Annotated in this window: 15 protein-coding genes; all 15 read left to right on the top strand. The window is 49.8% G+C overall.

Translation table 11 applies throughout. The annotated features are described in order from the left end of the window. Window positions 1-5: 5 nt before the first annotated feature. The 15 genes from OHJ21_RS16675 to OHJ21_RS16605 all read left to right on the top strand — a co-directional run bounded on the left by OHJ21_RS16675 (window position 6) and on the right by OHJ21_RS16605 (window position 18,298). Entirely contained in the window at window positions 6-932 is a 927-nt protein-coding gene (locus tag OHJ21_RS16675; protein WP_100538694.1) for an ABC transporter permease, read from the top strand. Continuing rightward, a complete protein-coding gene (locus tag OHJ21_RS16670) occupies window positions 932-1,828 on the top strand; it encodes a carbohydrate ABC transporter permease (RefSeq protein WP_100538693.1) in 897 nt (298 codons plus the stop codon). The genes OHJ21_RS16675 and OHJ21_RS16670 overlap by 1 nt, the downstream gene beginning before the upstream one ends. 70 nt (window positions 1,829-1,898) lie before the next feature. Further along, window positions 1,899-3,356 (top strand): ABC transporter substrate-binding protein, encoded by a 1,458-nt coding sequence (locus OHJ21_RS16665; protein ID WP_486020592.1) that lies wholly within the window; start codon window positions 1,899-1,901, stop codon window positions 3,354-3,356. Between the two features lie 285 nt (window positions 3,357-3,641). Further along, entirely contained in the window at window positions 3,642-4,301 is a 660-nt protein-coding gene (locus tag OHJ21_RS16660) for a TetR/AcrR family transcriptional regulator (protein ID WP_486020591.1), read from the top strand. Window positions 4,302-4,303: 2 nt separating this feature from the next. Next, a complete protein-coding gene (locus tag OHJ21_RS16655; RefSeq protein ID WP_486020590.1) occupies window positions 4,304-4,672 on the top strand; it encodes a DUF4180 domain-containing protein in 369 nt (122 codons plus the stop codon). Between the two features lie 61 nt (window positions 4,673-4,733). Then, the gene (locus OHJ21_RS16650) at window positions 4,734-5,384 is read left to right on the top strand and encodes a formylglycine-generating enzyme family protein (RefSeq protein ID WP_207797511.1); all 651 of its coding nucleotides are present in this window, start codon (window positions 4,734-4,736) and stop codon (window positions 5,382-5,384) included. Between the two features lie 310 nt (window positions 5,385-5,694). After that, window positions 5,695-6,648: a glycoside hydrolase family 43 protein gene (locus OHJ21_RS16645; protein ID WP_486020589.1), complete on the top strand. Its 954-nt coding sequence runs from the start codon at window positions 5,695-5,697 to the stop codon at window positions 6,646-6,648. Between the two features lie 626 nt (window positions 6,649-7,274). Continuing rightward, window positions 7,275-9,008 carry an extracellular solute-binding protein gene (locus OHJ21_RS16640; protein WP_326114574.1) on the top strand — a complete coding sequence of 578 codons (1,734 nt, stop codon included), beginning with the start codon at window positions 7,275-7,277 and terminating at the stop codon, window positions 9,006-9,008. 29 nt (window positions 9,009-9,037) lie between these two features. Continuing rightward, window positions 9,038-10,009 carry an ABC transporter permease gene (locus tag OHJ21_RS16635; protein ID WP_326114575.1) on the top strand — a complete coding sequence of 324 codons (972 nt, stop codon included), beginning with the start codon at window positions 9,038-9,040 and terminating at the stop codon, window positions 10,007-10,009. A 15-nt stretch (window positions 10,010-10,024) separates the two neighbouring features. Continuing rightward, window positions 10,025-10,960 carry a carbohydrate ABC transporter permease gene (locus OHJ21_RS16630; protein WP_100538685.1) on the top strand — a complete coding sequence of 312 codons (936 nt, stop codon included), beginning with the start codon at window positions 10,025-10,027 and terminating at the stop codon, window positions 10,958-10,960. Window positions 10,961-11,011: 51 nt separating this feature from the next. Beyond that, window positions 11,012-12,790: a glycoside hydrolase family 2 protein gene (locus OHJ21_RS16625; RefSeq protein ID WP_486020588.1), complete on the top strand. Its 1,779-nt coding sequence runs from the start codon at window positions 11,012-11,014 to the stop codon at window positions 12,788-12,790. Window positions 12,791-12,802: 12 nt separating this feature from the next. Beyond that, the gene (locus OHJ21_RS16620; RefSeq protein ID WP_486020587.1) at window positions 12,803-13,807 is read left to right on the top strand and encodes an aldose epimerase family protein; all 1,005 of its coding nucleotides are present in this window, start codon (window positions 12,803-12,805) and stop codon (window positions 13,805-13,807) included. A gap of 66 nt (window positions 13,808-13,873) precedes the next feature. After that, the gene (locus OHJ21_RS16615; RefSeq protein WP_486020586.1) at window positions 13,874-15,616 is read left to right on the top strand and encodes a glycoside hydrolase family 2 protein; all 1,743 of its coding nucleotides are present in this window, start codon (window positions 13,874-13,876) and stop codon (window positions 15,614-15,616) included. An 89-nt stretch (window positions 15,617-15,705) separates the two neighbouring features. Next, on the top strand, window positions 15,706-17,103 hold the full coding sequence (locus OHJ21_RS16610; RefSeq protein WP_486020585.1) for a family 43 glycosylhydrolase: 1,398 nt from the start codon (window positions 15,706-15,708) through the stop codon (window positions 17,101-17,103). Between the two features lie 247 nt (window positions 17,104-17,350). Beyond that, window positions 17,351-18,298 carry an ArsR/SmtB family transcription factor gene (locus tag OHJ21_RS16605; protein WP_100538681.1) on the top strand — a complete coding sequence of 316 codons (948 nt, stop codon included), beginning with the start codon at window positions 17,351-17,353 and terminating at the stop codon, window positions 18,296-18,298. The last annotated feature ends 201 nt before the right edge of the window (window positions 18,299-18,499 follow it).

Genomic DNA, 18,499 nt, shown 5'->3' with positions numbered 1-18,499 from the left:
ATGAAATGGGTTCCGTGGTTAAGGGGTTTCTATATGAAATAACGAAAAACAGAATACTGTATCTGATGTGCGTGCCTGCCCTGATCGTGCTGATCATGTTCTCCTATATTCCTTTTGCGGGAATATGGATGGCCTTTACCGATTTTAATGTAGTCGATGGCATCTTCGGCAGTGAATTTGTAGGTCTGGACAATTTCAAATACTTTTTCTCGGAAAACAGCATGGGATGGAAGGTTACCTATAACACGCTGTATATCAACTTTTTTGGTCTCATATTAGGCATTATCATTCCCGTCAGCATTGCCATTCTGATCCATGAAATCCGGCATAAAACCTACAAAAAAGTCGCTCAAAGCATGATGTTTTTTCCTTATTTCATATCGTGGGTCGTCGTTGGGGCGATTCTGTACGGCATCTTCTCCACGGATGTGGGCGTTGCCAACAATATATTGGAGTTCTTTGGAGCCGAGCCGATAAGGTGGTACTCCGAGCCTAAATATTGGAAATGGATCATCATTCTGTCGAGCGTTTGGAAATGGAGCGGCTACAGTTCCATTGTCTATATGGCAGCGATGTCCAATTTTGATGGAAGCTTGTACGAAGCGGCTAAGGTGGATGGCGCCAACAAATTGCAGCGGATTTTTTACTTGACCGTGCCCATGCTGAAACCAACGATCATCGTCTTGAGCTTGCTGAGCGTCGGCAGAATCTTCTACGGGGACTTTGGGATGATTTACGGCATCGTCGGCAACAATCCGGTCCTGGCTGAAGAAGTAACGGTCATCGATACATACGTTTATCAGTCGATGCGCACGCTGGGCTTTTCTTACTCTACGGCAATCGGGCTCTTCCAGTCCTTGATGGGACTGATCCTGATTACGGCTGCAAACCAATCGGCTAAGAAAATAAATGACGGAGAGGGTCTATTTTGATGAAACAAAAGAATAGATTGCTTGGCGATCAATTGGTAATAGCCTTTGCCTATGTTTTCATCGGTTTATTCGCGCTCGTGTGTCTGTATCCCCTTGTTTTAACCTTAAGCGTATCCTTTTCTTCGGAACAGGCCGTTGCGAGAAACGGCTATTCGATGATCCCCTTAAGTCCCAGCTTGGATACCTATAAATATATCTTTGTTAATAGTGGGATGAAACTGCTCAAATCCTACGGGGTAACCCTGTTTGTAACCACTGTGGGTACGGTAGGGGCTCTGCTGATTACCAGCATGATTGCATTTTCCCTATCGATCAAAAAGCTGAGATACCGCAACGTGCTCGCATTTATTAGCAACTTTACGATTATCTTCTCGGCCGGCTTAATTCCGTGGTACATGGTCAGCGTCAATTATTATGGATTGAAGAACAGCATTCTGGCCTTGATCCTGCCTTCCATCTTCAGCGTATGGAACATGTTCCTGATGCGCACGTACTTTGCAAGCATCTCTCCATCTTTATATGAAGCTGCCGAGATGGACGGCGCCAATTATTTTACGATCTATGTAAAAATAGCCCTCCCATTAAGCAAGACCGCATTGCTGACGGTTGGATTAATGTATGCGCTTCAATATTGGAATGATTGGTGGCACGCTCTGATCTTTATTAACGAACGCGATTTATTTCCGCTGCAATATTTCCTCTACAACATTCTGTCGAACGTCAATGCGATAAGCTCGGGACGTATTCCATCAGGGGCGTCAGGTAACATCACATTGCCAGCGGAGACCGTGAAGATGGCCATTACGGTCATTACGATCGGTCCGATCATATTCCTGTACCCTTTCATTCAAAAATACTTCGTGCACGGGATTATGGCCGGTGCGGTCAAAGAATAGACGCCTGCGTGGTTACTGGCCGATACCGGCTTTTAACATAGATTAACCATTTTATTAGGGAGGGTCTTTCATGAAAGCAAGGAACATGCTGATCTTGTTGGTCTTATTGATTGCGTCCGTTTCGGTCATGGCGGGATGCAGCGGCAGAAAAGAGGGGGCAGCCGAGCTTGAAACCGTCACGATTCTGTATCCGGGGGAGCGAAGCGATCGGATGAGCGAATTTCTGGATAACGAATTCGCGGAGAAGATGGCAGCCGATCTTGGTTTGAAGGTTGAAGTCACATTTGTGCCGTGGGCTCAGTATTGGGAACAAAAAGATATCATGCTGGCCGCAAATGAACCGATCGATTTATATTGGGATGGCCTCCCGGACCTTTCTACGATCGTCAACAAGAAACAAGCCATGGTATTGGATGATTTAATCGAGGAATATGGCCAGGATATGCTAAAAGTCCTGCCGATGGAGCAGCTTCAGGGCGCAACGATCGATGGGAAGATTCATGGCATTCCATCCGCATATGCACCATCCTCCGCCATGTACCAGCTGGTGGCCGTTCGTCAGGATATCCTCGAAGCGGTGGGGATGACGGACTTGAAGACGGCTGACGATTTAAAGGAATTCGCAACCAGGGCGAAAGGGAAATTCCCTGAAATGAAGGGGCCCGCCGATATTATCTTTAAACCGTTGACCCGATATTTTACCGATGAACAATATAACTGGATCGCCGTCGAAGATCTGGTTGTATTCGGGGAAGAAAGCAAAAAAGCATACAGCTACTATGAAACGGAAGCGTTCCAGGAAGTCGCGAAGTTTAACCGCGGCATGTATGATGCGGGGTTATATACAGAGGATTTGACCATCAAATACAACGAGAGAGACTCCCGCATGCAGACGGGCTTATACTTATGGGTTGAAGGATCTTTGGGCAAGGAAATGGAAATTGTCGATGCCATCAAAGCCAATGCGCCGGAGGCCGAGGTTAAAACGTACCTGTTAGCCGAGGATAAACCGCGTTATGTGACGGCTGCAGGCGGAGAGGTGCTGGGCATACCTATGAATGCTCCTAATCCGGAAGGAGCCATGAAGTTCGTGAACTGGATTTATAAATCCCAAGAGAATTATCTGTTTGCTCTCTATGGCGTTGAAGGCAAGGATTACGAGATTGTGGATGGAAGAATCAATAAACTCACCGCTAGCGAATTTTTCTATGAATGGATGTTTAGAAACCAAAATTACCAATTGTTCGGGCCGAATGTAGCACAAGAGTCCATCGATAAGTATAAGAGCTGGGATGATCAGGCTGTTCGATCCGAATCCTTGGGATTCCGATTCAATAACGAAAACGTCAAGTTAATCGAGACGGCCCTGAAAGAAGTCGCGGGCAAGGATTTAGCCGCTATCCGTTCCGGTTTCGTCGATTTTGAGACGGAATATCCCAAAGCCATCGAGAAGCTGAAAGCGGCGGGGATTGATGACTATGTCGCTGAGATCCAGCGTCAGTTGGATGAGTTTTTGGCGGGGAAATAAAAGCGTAATGTCTACTTTTGTTGTACTTCTAACAGGCTAAACTGCAAGCTAGGAGGCTGAATTGAGATAGCAGATGTTTAAACTTAAAGAGGTATTTTCTGAATAAGGAAATACCTCTTTATTTATATATGAGGATTTCATTCATAGGAGTTTTATAACAAAAAAGACTGCGCACTGGGTCTGATCCAAAGCCTCCATTGACAATATGTACCATTCTTGTGTACACTCTTTTTATTCCGACTGTTCAGTATAAATAAAATCAACAAAGATACAGGTGAAGAAATCATGCCCAAATTAGGAATGGGACCGAAGCGCAGGGCAGAGGTCGTTAATGCCACGTTAACCTGCATCAGCATGTATGGAATTGACGGCATGACACTGGATAAGGTGGCCGATCATGCAAACTGTTCCAAAGGAGTTGTCACATATTATTTCAAGAATAAGGATCATCTGACGATCGAAGCTTTCAAGTCGTTCTTGGCATACTATGGGCTGAAGATCGAATCCGGCATTGAGCATACGATGACACCGGGAGAAATGATGGATCTTGTCCTGAAGTTTATGCTTCCCCCGCTCAGCGATGACGCGGATCGAATGATTAATGTGTCGCAGCTGGAGGGGGTCGACAAGATGTATATCCCTTATGCTGATCAAGCTAAGCTCTTTGTACAGTTTTTCTCAAAAGCCATGCTGGATCGCAATTTGCAGGAAGTTGTATCGAAGAGTTACGAGGCTGATCTCCAAGGCATCGCCAAGATCATGGAGTACGGCAACCGGACGGGGCAGATGTCCGTTGAAGATTCCCGCGATGCCGCCTATGGGCTGATGGCGATGGTTATTGGTCTGAGCTTTTTTAGAGTAGCGAACGTTCCGCCCGTCAAGGACGAGGATAACCGGTACATATGTGAGGATTATGTAAGAAGACTTACCCAAACAGGAGGGTGACTATGAATATAGAGAAGATTGATACAGATGGAGGAACGATAGCGGTCGTACGCAGCAATGAGATATTAATAGAGGATGTGCAATCCGCATTGGATCTTATGGCAACCGTGCAATATGAAACGGGCAGCCGTCGTATGGTGATGAACCAATCGGTATTCAGCGAAGCCTTCTTCGATTTGAAGACGCGCCTTGCAGGCGAAATCCTTCAGAAGTATATCAATTATCATGTGAAGGTTGCGATTATCGGAGATTTTTCTGTTTATCCAAGCCAAAGCTTGCAAGACTTCATTTATGAATGCAATAAGGGGAACGATTTCTTTTTCTTGCCGAGTGAACAACAAGGAATTGAACGGTTAAGCAGGTTGAACTAATTAGACGAAAACGGGAGGAAGACGGTTGTCAGTACCTGGGTTTTATCTAAAAGAATATCCGATGCAGAACATTCCAGCAGGCGCAATTCAATTAAGGGACGACCGTATAAAGTCTTCGTGGACGGTCGAGGTGAACGCTTTTCAGCTTGCACCGGTTCCTGTTACGAAGGCGCTGTATTTCTCGCTTATGCCACCGTGGGCAGGTTTTGCTGACGTCACGCGGGTTCCGATCGTCGATGTATCATGGAACGATGCAATTCACTTCTGTAACGTGCTATCTCGGCGTTCAGGTCTAAACGAATGTTATTCGGTCACGGAAGATGGTGCGTGTGTGGAGTGTAACTGGGAGACGGATGGATACCGTCTTCCGACGGAAGCAGAATGGCAATATGCGTGCAGAGCCGGGAGTGATGGCTATCGTTACGGAGAGCTTGATGACATCGCTTGGTATGAAGGGAATTCCGGGGGCGCCCTGCATGAGGTAGGCAAAAAGAGGCCCAATGCGTGGGGGCTTTACGATATGCTCGGAAATGTGTGGGAGTGGTGCTGGGATGTATACGATCCGGACGTATACGGCTCATACAGAGTATTCCGCGGCGGAAGCTGGGCGGAAGAGGCCAGGGGCTGCGGGGCGACATGCCGCCGGCGAAGCCACCCGACGTTTCGGATTGAGGATCTCGGGTTTCGTCTGGCGAGATCGATTTCACGATAAAGCTGATCCTTCGGGACCAGCTTTTTTTGATCGTGCAGCACCTAATGAATTTCCAATAAACGTATCGAGACGTCGTCAATTTTCTCCAGATGGTAATAGATGCTAGGCCAATCCTTCACTATAACTAGATATGTTACATAATCTAACGCGATAAATCTTCGTATAATTGCGTATAGACAAGGCTGGAAGACATCAGTAAGATTGGGTTTAACTTTTCGTGGGGGGTGTGGGGAGTTAAGGGGTGTCAGGGGTGAATTGCCGTAGTGTTGATCAAAAACCAGGAAATTCAAGGGATAAGGAGGATAAGAAAATGGTATATGGACCAACATTCAACAATCCGATCGTAGAGCAAGCAGCCGATCCTTGGGTATGGAAGCATACGGACGGCTATTACTATTTTATGGCAACGAGACGCGGATATCTGGAGCTGACACAATCCGCAACCTTGACCGGACTTGCAGAGGGACGGAAGAAAACGATCTGGTCTCCGGAAGCCGGCGGACGCCATAGTTATAACCTGTGGGCGCCGGAAATCCACCATCTGGACAGCAAGTGGTACATTTATTTTACAGCGAATGACGGGGGAGGCGACGAGTCGCGCCAAATATGCGTGCTGGAGAACGGGGAGCCTGATCCAATGGAAGGCGAATGGACATGGAAGGGCGCGCTGCCGACCCCCGTACCCGGCCTGGACGGTACGGTCATGACCGTAGGCAATCAGCTTTATTTCCTGTATGCGGGGTACGGTCATTTCCCGGATTATGGCTCCGCTCTATACATCATGCGCATGACAAACCCTTGGACATTGACGGGAGATCATGTATTACTTACCGCCCCGACCCTGTCCTGGGAAAAACAAGGCGGAATGGCCATTAACGAAGGACCCGTCGTCCTTCAGCGGAACGGCCGTATCTTCCTGGTGTACTCGGCCAGCACCACCTGGTCCGAGGATTATGCGCTGGGAATGCTCACGATGGATGAAACTGCGGATCCGATGGACCCGCTATCCTGGTCTAAATCCATGGAGCCTGTATTTTGCAAAAGCGTGGAGAACAGGGTGTACGCTACCGGTCACAACAGCTTCACGCAATCACCGGACGGCAAGGAGGACTGGATTGTTTACCATGCGCTTCCAGAGCCTGGAGCAGATACGGCCTTACGCTCGACCCGTATCCAGAAATTCGGTTGGAAGCAAGATGGAACCCCGGACTTCGGTGTCCCGGCCAGTGATTCGCAGGCCATAGCGATACCGTCCGGAGAATAATGTATGCGGCTTCATAACGTAACGAACAGGTATCCCGAGAGGATCGATGATGACGGCAAAGGTGCGTCAGATGCCGCAAGGGTGTAAGTGAATATTCACAGGATTCGATAAACCCCCATTCATTACAGATTATCTGTAATGAATGGGGGTTTATTACGAATGAGAGTGAATCGTGAGGGGAACGTGATTTCATAACAAAAACGGCATTTTTAATCGGATATTCCTTTTGGGATAAGGGTTATCAGTTTATGGATTGTTTCCGATATCTCGATAAACAAAACAAAGAATAAAGAAAATGACTAATTTTAATTACTGAAATTATGTATGAAAGCGTTGACAGAATGAAGTAGTATGCTTATACTTCGGTTAAAGATACAGGATAATTGTATTAAATGAAAGTGTAGGGACTGGTAATGCCGTCAATTTACATGTGAAAGGGGATCCATTGGAATGGCCAAGAGGAGGAGTTGCATTTCAGACCGGGGGGGGCTTAGACACTACGAAGATTGAAGAACGAAAGATAGCAAGCCTTAAACTGGCACCCCTGAAAAAACCACGGAATATTGATCCTCTCAGGCGCTAATGCTGGGGGTGCTCGCAATTATTCATATCATGGGAGGTTAAGCATGAACAGAACGATGAAGCGTTTTTTCACTCTGTTATTCATATCCATTTTGATCATTTCGACGGTAACCGCTTGCAGCGGCAAGGCAAATAACGAGCCCGATAATACCGTAACCCAAGAGGAAGGCGTAGAGAAGAATGAGGTGACGTTTGAAGATATCAGCGGGGACATACGCGGCAATAAAGCACCGACGCAGGAGCAAATCGATGAGGTCAACAGCACACTGAACGATACATATCTGGGCGACGTTTTCGAAGAAGTCATTCCTAGCGATTATTCTGCTTATCCCGTTAAAGGCGATGTGGTGCTGGATGTATGGATGCCTGCCAACTCCAACATCCCGGATATGAATAATCACTTGGTTCAGAAGCAGGTAGAGAAGCTCACCGGCATTAAGGTGAACTTCATTACGCCGCCCGTCGGGCAGGAAGCGGATGCCTTTACCTTGATGATCTCCTCCGGCGAGCTGCCGGATATCATCATTGACCCGGGCCGTTATCCGGGAGGCTTGGAAGCGGGGGTAAACGACGGCGCTTACCTCGACTTGACCGACCTGATGGAAAAGCATGCCCCGAATTATTCGGCATGGCGCAACTCGGACGAAACGAGAAGAAAAACGACCGTAACCGATGATGGCAGGCTGCTGGGCTTCTACGGGATCGCTCCATATTCCGAATGGATCTGGTTCGGCACGTTAATCAAGCAGGAAGCGCTGGATAAGACAGGACTTCCAGTCCCGACGACGATAGATGAATGGTATGAATTTCTGAAGAAATCCAAGGAAGTTGGATATAAAGCACCGCTGAATTACGGATCGACGTACGGCCAAATCTTTACCGGCATCATTAATGGCGCATATGGCGTCTGGGACTGGACCTTCCTGGATGAGAACGGCAAAGTCGCATGGGGTCCTGCACAACCGAAAGCCAAGGAATATCTCGCGACGATGCAGCAGTGGAATAAGGAAGGCTTGCTGAATCGGGATTGGGCTACCGCCGATTTCAATCAACGGATGGCCAGCGCGATATCCGACGATACGGCCGTCATGATGGACTCACCGGATACGATGTGGAGCTACTGGAAAGTGCAGAACGATATTGATTTCGTGGGGGCGCTGAATCCTGTTCTGAATGAAGGGGACAAATCCGCAACCACCTATAAAAACTTCAAAAGAACCGGAACCGGTGCAGCCATCACCACTCAGAGCAAAAATGTCGAAGCTGCAATGGCATGGCTGGATTTCAACTTCAGCAAAAAAGGCTGGGAGCTCATTAACTTTGGCGAGTACGGCACGGTGCATTTGGTGGATGAACAAGGAATGCCTTATTACCCTGAAAACAGTTACATCTACAATGATCCGGACGGTCAGCCGGTCGACGTCACACTTTGGAAATACCGCTGGCACAGTTGGCCGAACATTCGCGATGAGCATAATGCCAACCCGTTGATCTCGGCGAAAGGAAGCTATTCCGGAGATATCCGAAAGAATTGGACGGAAAACATGGATACCAGCATGGCGATGCCGCCGATCACCTTCACGAAAGAAGAAGCATCGCGCGAAGCCGAGCTTGGAAACCAATTGTCCACGCTGCGCGGAGAATACTTTGCGAAGATCATTATGGGCGAATTGCCGGTTGATGCTTACGATAAATTTTTGAAGGAAGCGCAAAGCATGGGGCTGGACGAATTCTTAAGTCTCCATCAGGCAGCCTTGGATCGGTATAACCAACGATAGTTTTCATAATAAGAACAGGTGGTTGATTCATGGAGATATTACGGAAAAACAGGGGAATAGACCATGTCCGGACGCCCTCGGAGCCCAAGAATACCAAACGGTTGATTCAAAAGGATCTGAAAAAGAATTGGTTCGTCTATCTGATGGCCCTTCCCGTCGTGGCGTGGTTCTTGATCTTCTGCTACGGGCCGATGTGGGGCGTCATGATCGCATTCAAGGATTTCAAGCCCTTGCTGGGATTCGCGGATAGCGATTGGGTGGGATTCAAACATTTCATCGATTTTTTCTCCGGACCCTATTTTTGGAGAGTCGTCAAGAATACGCTCCTGCTGAATGTGTGGGGCATCGTGTTTGGATTTACGGCACCGATTATCCTGGCATTGCTGCTGAATGAAGTTCGCTCTTCCAAATTTAAGCGGACCGTACAAACCATTACGTATATGCCGCATTTTATTTCACTGGTGGTTGTGTGCGGGATCATTCACATCTTTACGGCCAATGAAGGGGTCGTCACGCAGTTGCTTTCATTCATAACGGGAAAAGACTACTCATCCCTTCTCGGGTATTCCAATTTGTTCCGTCCGATTTATACCTTCTCCGGAATCTGGCAGAGCATCGGATGGGACAGCATCATTTACCTGGCTGCGATGAGCTCCATCGATCCTTCGTTATATGAAGCGGCCGATATCGACGGGGTCGGCAGGGTGAAAAAAATGTGGTACATTACGCTGCCTCAGATCAGTCCGGTCATCATCATCCTGTTTATCTTTGCGATCGGTGGATTGATGGCTTCCGGTTACGAGAAAATTATCCTGCTCTATAATCCTTTAATCTACGATACGGCGGATGTCATCGCTTCCTATGTTTACCGCAGGGGCTTGAGGGAAGCGAGCCTAAGCTATTCCACTGCCGTCGGATTAATAAGCTCCATCGTGAATTTCGGGCTGTTATGGATGACAAATACCATCGTAAAACGCAGATCTGAATCCAGCTTATGGTAAGAGAGAGGGAAGGTTATGGAGGATATCAAGCAACTCAAAGTGAAACGAAGCAGGAAGCATAAAAGCATAGGAGACCGCATATTCGACTTTACGAACTATACGCTGTTAACCGCGTTAACGTTGGTGTGTTTTTATCCCATATTGCATATCTTGTTTGCTTCCGTCAGCGATCCCAGCGCCTTGATGGCACATAAAGGGGTATTGTTAAAGCCGCTGGGATTCACGCTCGATGGTTACAAGCTGGTGTTTAAAGACAACAGCCTGCTGAAGGGGTACATGAATACGATCATTTATGTGGGACTGGGCACTTTGGTCAATATGGTCATGACGATATTGGGCGCGTACGTCCTCTCCAGGCGGGACTTGTATTTCAAGAATTTCATCATGATTTTGATTACGATCACCATGTTTTTCGGCGGAGGGCTGATTCCCTGGTTCCTGTTAATGAAGGACATCGGCTTGTACAACAATCTGTGGGCGATGATTCTGCCGACTGCTTTAAGCACTTGGAACATCATCATATTAAGGACCGGATTCCAATCGATTCCGAGAGAGCTGGAAGAAGCGGCATTGATTGACGGCGCAAGCCAGGCCAACATCCTCATCACGGTGATCCTGCCGCTGTCGAAAGCCACGCTGGCCGTTATCTTCCTGTACTATCTGGTTGGCAATTGGAACTCATGGTTTAATGCCATGGTCCTGCTGAAGGACAGGGAACTGTTCCCGTTACAGCTGTTAATGAAGGAGATTCTGGTTGCCAATGATTCGACGGCTACCACGATCGGCAGCGCGGGCGGGGTCGTCATCAACAGCGCACAAAGCTCGACCGCGTTCCGGGAGCTGGTTAAATATTGCGCGATCGTGGTTTCGACGGTGCCTATATTAATGGTGTATCCGTTCCTGCAAAAGTATTTCGTGAAGGGCGTTTATGTGGGCTCGATCAAAGGCTAAATGTTCAAACGAGCAGATAGAGAGACTGAATCATTAGGAGTGAGTTGCATCTTGACGACAGAAGTTAGCAAGGCACAAACGGTTCGCAATGAATATCCGAGACCCCAATTTCAGCGCAAAGAGTGGTTAACCCTCAATGGCGAATGGGATTTCCGTTTTGATGATGAAGCCATCGGCGAGGATGCAGGGTGGTATCAGGCGGAAGCGCAGGCTTCCTTTACGAGGAAGATCAACGTTCCCTTTACGTTCCAAAGCAAGCTGAGCGGCATCGAAGATCCTTCCTTTCATGATGTCGTGTGGTACCGCAGAACGTTCGAAATTCCGCAGGACTGGAACGGAAAACGGATCGTGCTTCATTTCGGTGCCGTGGATTATATGGCCAAAGTGTGGGTAAACGGGCACTTAGTAGCCATGCATGAAGGCGGGCATACACCATTCCAGGCGGACATTACGGCTTCGCTCGCGAAAGGAAGCAACACGCTCGTGCTGCGGGCGGAGGATTTCAGCCGCGACGTCACCCTGCCGCGGGGCAAGCAATACTGGCTTGAGCATTCGGCAAGCATCTTCTACACCCGTACGACCGGCATCTGGCAAAGCGTGTGGTTGGAGCCGGTGTCCCCGGTACATCTGAGCAAAACGATGATGACGCCCGATATCGACCGCAACGAAATTCGCATCCGGACCTTCCTTGAGGGCTATAAGGCGACGGAGGACCTCAAACTGCAGATCACCGTATCGTATAAAGGTGAATTGGTTGTCGAAGATCAATATGCAATCCGAAACCCGGAGCAGCTGCGGACTATCGGGCTGAGCGATTTTACGGACCATGGTCTGGGACGCCTGTGGAGCCCCGAGCATCCCAACCTGTACGATATCGAATTCCGCCTTGTTCAAGATGGGAACGTCGTCGATCAAGTATCCAGCTATTTCGGGATGCGGAAGGTATCGATCGAGAACGGCAAACTGTGCCTGAATAATCGCCCATATTTCCAGCGGCTGGTGCTGGATCAAGGTTACTTCCCCGAGGGAATCCTGACGGCGCCGTCGGACGAGGCATTAAAGCGCGACGTGGAGCTGACGAAGGAGATGGGGTTCAACGGCGTAAGAAAGCACCAGAAGACGGAGGACCCCAGGTTCCTGTACTGGTGCGATAAGCTTGGCCTGCTGCTATGGAGCGAGGCGGCCAACGCGTACGAATATTCCGAGTCGTATGTTCGCCGCTTCACGGCGGAATGGCAGGAGATCATCGAGCGGGACTATAACCATCCCTGCATCATAACCTGGGTCCCGCTGAATGAAAGCTGGGGTGTTCCCAATGTCCAGATGGATAAGCGCCAGCAGCAGCATGGGCTCGCCATGTACCATCTAACCAAGTCGTTGGACGATAGCAGACCGGTTGTATACAACGACGGATGGGAGCATATGACCACGGACCTGGTTACCATTCACGACTATGAGAGCCGCCAGGAAGTGTTGGAAGAACGGTATGCAACAGCCGCGTCCGCGGTGGAAGCGATGCCGGCGAACCGAAGAATATTCGTCGGCGGCGCTTCTTATGACGGCCAACCAATTCTCGTATCGGAGTTTGGCGGCATTGCCTTCAAGAAGAGCGAATGGGAGGGCTGGGGGTATTCCGGAGCCGAGAACGAGGAGGACTTCCTGATCCGGCTCAAAGCCGTGGTGGATCCGATGTTCTCTTCCCCGGTGATTCAGGGATACTGCTATACGCAGCTGACGGACGTCGAGCAGGAAATCAACGGCCTGCTTACGTATGACCGTAAGCCGAAGGCGCCGCTCGAAACCATTCGCAAAATCATGACGGGCCAATAGGAGGTGGAGAAAATGGACGCGACGCATGCCTATGAAGGCGTATACCATAACGAGAAAGCCGTATTCCTGCAGGCAGGAGCTTATGAAGCGGTCATGCTCCCGGATATCGGCGGGAATTTGATATCGTTCCGGGACCTCGATAAGGACTACCGGTTTCTCCATGAACCGACGCTGGAGGAAATGCCGGGCTTCAAAGCAAGACCGATGATTCATGGCATTCCGGTGTTGTTTCCCCCGAACCGGTATCAAGATGGCCGGTTCCGGTGGAACGGTAAAGTCCATCAGCTCCCGGTCAATGAAGAGGCAACCGGTCATCATCTGCATGGGTTTCTGTACAACATTCCATGGGAGGTCGATGAATACGGGCATTCCGGGCAGGAGGCTTATGTGACGGTGTCTGTCCGCGTGGATGAACGGCATCCGGTATTCCGAAGCTTCCCGTTCCGCTTCCATATTCAGCTTCGGTACGGCTTAAGCCGGCAGGGGTTATCCCAGCGGGTAACGATTACCAATACAGGCCAAGAAGCCATGCCGTGTCTGCTGGCGTTTCATACGTCCGTTAACGCGCCATTTACCGGGCAAGGCCACGCCCGGGATTACCGCGTAAAGCTGACCGTCGGGAAGCGATGGGAGCTGGATGGGCGCATGCTGCCCACCGGCTCCCACCAGGAGCTGTCCGCGAATGAGCAGGCCATGCAAGGTTCCGGCGTCTATCCGTTCTTTGAAAGCATGGACAATCACTATACCGCCTTGCCTCAAAACGGAAGGAACCGGATGGAGCTTACCGATGGGACGGAGAAGGTAACGCTGGTTTATGACGTAGGGACCTCCTATAAACAATGGATGATCTGGAATAACAAAGCGACCGAGGGTTTCTTCTGCCCTGAGCCGCAGATCAATTTGGTCAATGCACCCAATATGGATATGGAAGCCGAAGAAATCGGGTGTTTCAGCCTGGAGCCGAAAGAAATCTGGGAAGAGACCAGCAGGCTGTATGTCAAGGAAAGCCGAGGCTAAAGCCGCACGTGACAGCCAGCCAAGAGATAAATGCAAACAAATTCAACATAAAAGAAGGAGTTAAACATGTCTGAATTAACACTGCCGCGTCCGGAGTACCCCCGTCCACAATGGGTGAGACCCGACTGGATGAATCTGAACGGTTCCTGGCAATTCGAAATCGATCATGGCAGAAGCGGGAAGGAGCGCGGATTCCATGAGCCGGGACATGATCTGTCCGGAACGATCACCGTTCCTTTCTGTCCCGAAAGCAAGCTGTCCGGCGTTGAATATAAGGATTTCATGGCAGCCGTATGGTATAAACGGGATTTTACCGTGCCTGAAGAATGGAAAGGCAGCATCCTGCTTCACTTCGGGGCTGTGGATTACGAGACGGAAGTATGGTTAAACGGTGTATCCGTAGGATCGCATCGCGGGGGATATACGCCTTTTAGCTTCGATATCACGCCACATGTGGTACCGGGTAAGAACGTGATTACCGTCTGTGCGGAAGACGACGTCCGTTCCGGACGCCAGCCGCGCGGGAAACAGAGCGGACGCTTCCACTCGCATGGCTGTGATTATACCCGTACGACGGGGATTTGGCAGACGGTATGGCTGGAGCAAGTGCCGGAGGCCTATTTGTCCGACATGAAGCTGGTGGGTGACCCGGATAATGGCTGTGCCCACCTCGAGCTTAAGATCAACGGGAACGCAGCGGGCCATAAACTGTCCGCCTCCGCCCTGTACGAGGGGAAAGCGGTAGGGAATGCGAGCGCTGTTGTATCCGGGCCGTCCGTCAAACTTACCCTTCCACTGTCGGAGGTTCACTTGTGGGAAGCGGGGCAGGGCAGGCTGTACGATCTGGAATTAACCCTGCAAGGACGGGATCAGGTGAGCGACACCGTCCAATCCTATTTCGGGCTCCGGACCGTCATGCTGGACGGAATGGCATTCCGCATCAACGGCAAATCCGTATTTCAGCGCCTTGTGCTGGATCAAGGCTTCTATCCGGATGGAGTCTATACGGCTCCAAGCGATGAGGATCTCCGCAAAGACATCGAAATTTCGATGGGACTTGGCTTTAACGGCGCAAGGCTTCACGAGAAGATGTTTGAACCGCGCTTTCTGTACTGGGCGGACCGGTTAGGATATCTGGTGTGGGGAGAGCATGCGAATTGGGGGCTCGACATTACCACGGCGGAGGGAATGTCCCATTTCCTACCGGAATGGCTTGAAGGGATGGAACGCGATTTCAATCATCCGGCCCTCACCGGCTGGTGTCCTTTCAACGAGACATGGGACCGGGACGGTGCCAAGCAAAATAACGACGTACTGCGCATTGTATACGAGGTCACGAAGAAAATGGACCCGACGCGTCCCGTGATTGATACGAGCGGCAACTTCCATGTCGTAACGGATATTTTCGATATCCATGATTACGACCAGAACCCGGAGACCTTTAAGCAGCGATATGAGCCGATGAAGAACGGTGGAGAGGTTTACAATAGCTTCCCGAATCGGCAGCAGTATGAAGGCCAGCCTTATTTCATCAGCGAATATGGCGGCATATGGTGGAATCCGGACCAGAAAGACGAGAAGTCCTGGGGCTACGGCGACAGGCCGACATCCGAAGAAGCGTTTCTAACGCGTTATGCGGGCTTAACGAATGTTCTGCTGGATCATCCGATGATGTTCGGTTTTTGTTATACCCAGCTGTACGACGTGGAGCAGGAAGTGAACGGATTATATACCTATGACAGACGTCCAAAATTCAATCCCGACGTGATCCGCCGCATCAATTCCCGTAAGGCCGCGATTGAAGATTGAGCTATTAACATCACCGTTATCGAAGTAGGCGGTGTTACATTTCTGCGTGGTGTATGATTGCATATTATCCGAAAGGAACGTGACGAAGGATGAAGGTGAATTACCGGAATAAATTATGGCTCACGATATGCGCATTCCTTATTCTTCCTATGGGTCAGGCGACACATGCGGCTACGCTTCAAAATAACTTCTACAACGTGGTCATGCAGGAGGGCGCGGATCCATGGGTATATAAACACACCGACGGCTTTTACTACTTCACAAAAACGACCGGCGGAAATGTAACCATATGGAAGTCCGCACAGCTTGCCACGATTGATGCAGCTCCGACGAGGGTCGTAGAAACGGGCTGCTGCAGCATCTGGGCTCCCGAATTGCACTACATCAATGGCGCCTGGTATATCTACTATGCCAAGGATGACGGGGATAACGTCAACCACCGCATGTATGTCATGGAGAACACGTCGGCGGACCCGACGAAGGGAACCTGGCAGTACAAAGGCCAGATTACGGACCCGACGAACAAATGGGCGATTGACGGCACGGTGCTGCAAACAGGCGGTCAGCTGTATTTTATCTGGTCCGGCTGGGAAGGGGATATTAATGTGCGGCAGAATCTGTACATCGCCCGCATGAGTAATCCTTGGACGATTGATTCGAACCGCGTTGAAATCGCAAGACCTACGCACAGCTGGGAAACGAACCATTCCCCACATGTAAACGAAGGGCCTCAGGTGGTTGTGCGTAACGGTCTCATCAATCTGGTATACTCGGCAAGCGGAAGCTGGACCAACGACTATTGCCTGGGTCTCATAACGGCCAGCACAACCAGCGATCTGCTGAATCCGGTATCATGGAACAAACGCAGTCAGCCTATATTCAAGTCCGGTAACGGTCTATTCGGACCGGGTCATCATTCGTTTACCAAGTCGCCCGACGGTACGGAGGACTGGATACTCTATCATGTCGCTAAATACAATAATGCCGGGTGGAATCGCGAGGTTCGAACGCAGAAATTCACGTGGCATGCCGACCATACGCCAAACCTCGGCGTTCCGGCGAATCCGAATGCTCCGATAACCCTGCCTTCCGGCGAAGCGGCACATACCCGCTACGAGGGTGAGGAGGGAACATTCGGCGGCGTCGCCTATGCATCCCAAAGTCCTAACGGCTCGGGAGGCATGAAGGCCGGGCATATCGATACGCCGGAGAGCTATGTGGAATTCTCGGTGCATGCCCCATCCGCAGGCGAATACGTTCTGCTGGCCCGCACGGCGAACGGAACGGCCGGTGGGAATTGGTCCCATCTTATGCTCAGCGTGAATGCCGGAACGCCAAGCAAGTTCCATATCACGAATAAAGGCTGGGAGAATTGGGGCCTGTCCACGGCAAGGGTTCAGTTAAAGGCCGGCGTGAACAAGATACGTTTCTCAAAAGGCGAAGGATACGGAGAAATCGACTTTTTCGACATCAAGCCGGCGAATTAGGACACAGCGGATGGCTTAGTGGACCGAAAAAACAAAGTGTAACAAGCTTAATCATGGATGGCTTCCGGTTCTCCCGGAGGCCATTTCTGGCTAAGAAAGGAATGATTTTCTTCGACCAGTCTAGACTTATGTCCAATGGCAAAAGGCAGGGGAATGGCGGATGCAAGCCTTTGCAAGCATGATTGTTTTTCATTTCACTAAGAGATAAGATGAATGGTAATGAATATGTTTAAAGGAGAGCGGATTTGTGCTGGAACTTGGTTTTAACGACCCGGAAAGACTGGTCACGGTAGCTCATGCCTTGTCAACGCGTTCTCGGGTTGATATTCTAAGGCTTTTGAATTCCAAGAATTTGAATATCATCGAAATCGCCGAGAAACTCAAACTTCCCGTTTCGACGGTGGCGAGCAACATCAAAGTGCTGGAAGCGGCCGAATTAATCAATACGGAATTGCTTCCGGCCTCGCGTGGGGCAATGAAAGTGTGCAGCCGGAATTATGATGATATCCATATTGCGTTGAATTTGAAGAATTCGGTCCCTAAGGGAGTCACGCATGTCTATGAGGTCGATATGCCGATCGGCCATTACAGCGATTGCGAAGTATCGCCGACATGCGGAATGGCGAATGCCGACGGGTATATCATAAAGGAAGACGAGCCGGCGAGCTTTTACCATCCCAAGCATGTCAATGCCCAGATTATCTGGCTTCGCAAGGGATACCTGGAATATTTGATGCCGATGGATATTCCGGCCGGAGCCCGTATCGAGTCGCTTGAACTGTCCATGGAGATGTGCTCCGAGGCCCCTAATTATGATCATAACTGGCCTTCGAATATTTCGGTGTGGGTCAATGGCGTGGAGATCGGCATGTGGACAAGCCCCGGCGATTTCGGGGATCGGCGCGGCAAGCTGAACCCGAATTGGTGGTACGATTGGGCAACGCAGTACGGGTTTCTCAAAACATGGCGCGTCGATGATGAGAAGACGACGCTGGACATGGAGAAGGTATCAAGCGTTACATTGGATCAGCTGAATATTGCCGCGAGCCCCAAATTGCGGCTGCGCATCGGCATCAAGCCCGATGCCGTGAATCAAGGAGGGCTGAATCTGTTCGGCCGCCAGTTTGGAGATCACGAACAGAATATCATCATGCAGGTAAAATATACGATGGATCAGGATGGGGAAGACCTTTAACCATGCTTTTTGGAAATGGCCGAAGGCTTAGTGTAGAGGTAGAGGCAGAAGAGGCAAGCTTTAGGGCGGCAGCCTTTTTGACGGAGAGGTTTCCCGGTTTTATAAAGGAAAAAGTGGCAGTGCAGAAGGTATTTCTGTGCTGTCGCTTTTTTTGTTTACCGTCAGTAATAGTCGGAGTACACCATGGATCCTTATCGATTG

It is taken from the genome of Virgibacillus sp. LDC1, assembly GCF_025792345.1.
Classification (GTDB): Bacteria; Bacillota; Bacilli; order Paenibacillales; family Paenibacillaceae; genus Paenibacillus_AQ; species Paenibacillus_AQ lautus.
The sequence above is the reverse complement of the archived record's forward strand: the minus strand, read 5'-3'. Positions and strand labels throughout refer to the sequence as shown.

Bases quoted from the DNA above. Each gene is read 5' to 3' on its own strand.
- OHJ21_RS16615 (WP_486020586.1), top strand. From the start codon at position 13,874: ATGTCTGAATTAACACTGCCGCGTCCGGAGTACCCCCGTCCACAATGG.
- OHJ21_RS16655 (WP_486020590.1), top strand. From the start codon at position 4,304: ATGAATATAGAGAAGATTGATACAGATGGAGGAACGATAGCGGTCGTA.
- OHJ21_RS16670 (WP_100538693.1), top strand. From the start codon at position 932: ATGAAACAAAAGAATAGATTGCTTGGCGATCAATTGGTAATAGCCTTT.
- OHJ21_RS16610 (WP_486020585.1), top strand. From the start codon at position 15,706: ATGAAGGTGAATTACCGGAATAAATTATGGCTCACGATATGCGCATTC.
- OHJ21_RS16640 (WP_326114574.1), top strand. From the start codon at position 7,275: ATGAACAGAACGATGAAGCGTTTTTTCACTCTGTTATTCATATCCATT.
- OHJ21_RS16665 (WP_486020592.1), top strand. From the start codon at position 1,899: ATGAAAGCAAGGAACATGCTGATCTTGTTGGTCTTATTGATTGCGTCC.
- OHJ21_RS16635 (WP_326114575.1), top strand. From the start codon at position 9,038: ATGGAGATATTACGGAAAAACAGGGGAATAGACCATGTCCGGACGCCC.
- OHJ21_RS16675 (WP_100538694.1), top strand. From the start codon at position 6: ATGGGTTCCGTGGTTAAGGGGTTTCTATATGAAATAACGAAAAACAGA.
- OHJ21_RS16630 (WP_100538685.1), top strand. From the start codon at position 10,025: ATGGAGGATATCAAGCAACTCAAAGTGAAACGAAGCAGGAAGCATAAA.
- OHJ21_RS16660 (WP_486020591.1), top strand. From the start codon at position 3,642: ATGCCCAAATTAGGAATGGGACCGAAGCGCAGGGCAGAGGTCGTTAAT.
- OHJ21_RS16645 (WP_486020589.1), top strand. From the start codon at position 5,695: ATGGTATATGGACCAACATTCAACAATCCGATCGTAGAGCAAGCAGCC.
- OHJ21_RS16620 (WP_486020587.1), top strand. From the start codon at position 12,803: ATGGACGCGACGCATGCCTATGAAGGCGTATACCATAACGAGAAAGCC.
- OHJ21_RS16650 (WP_207797511.1), top strand. From the start codon at position 4,734: ATGCAGAACATTCCAGCAGGCGCAATTCAATTAAGGGACGACCGTATA.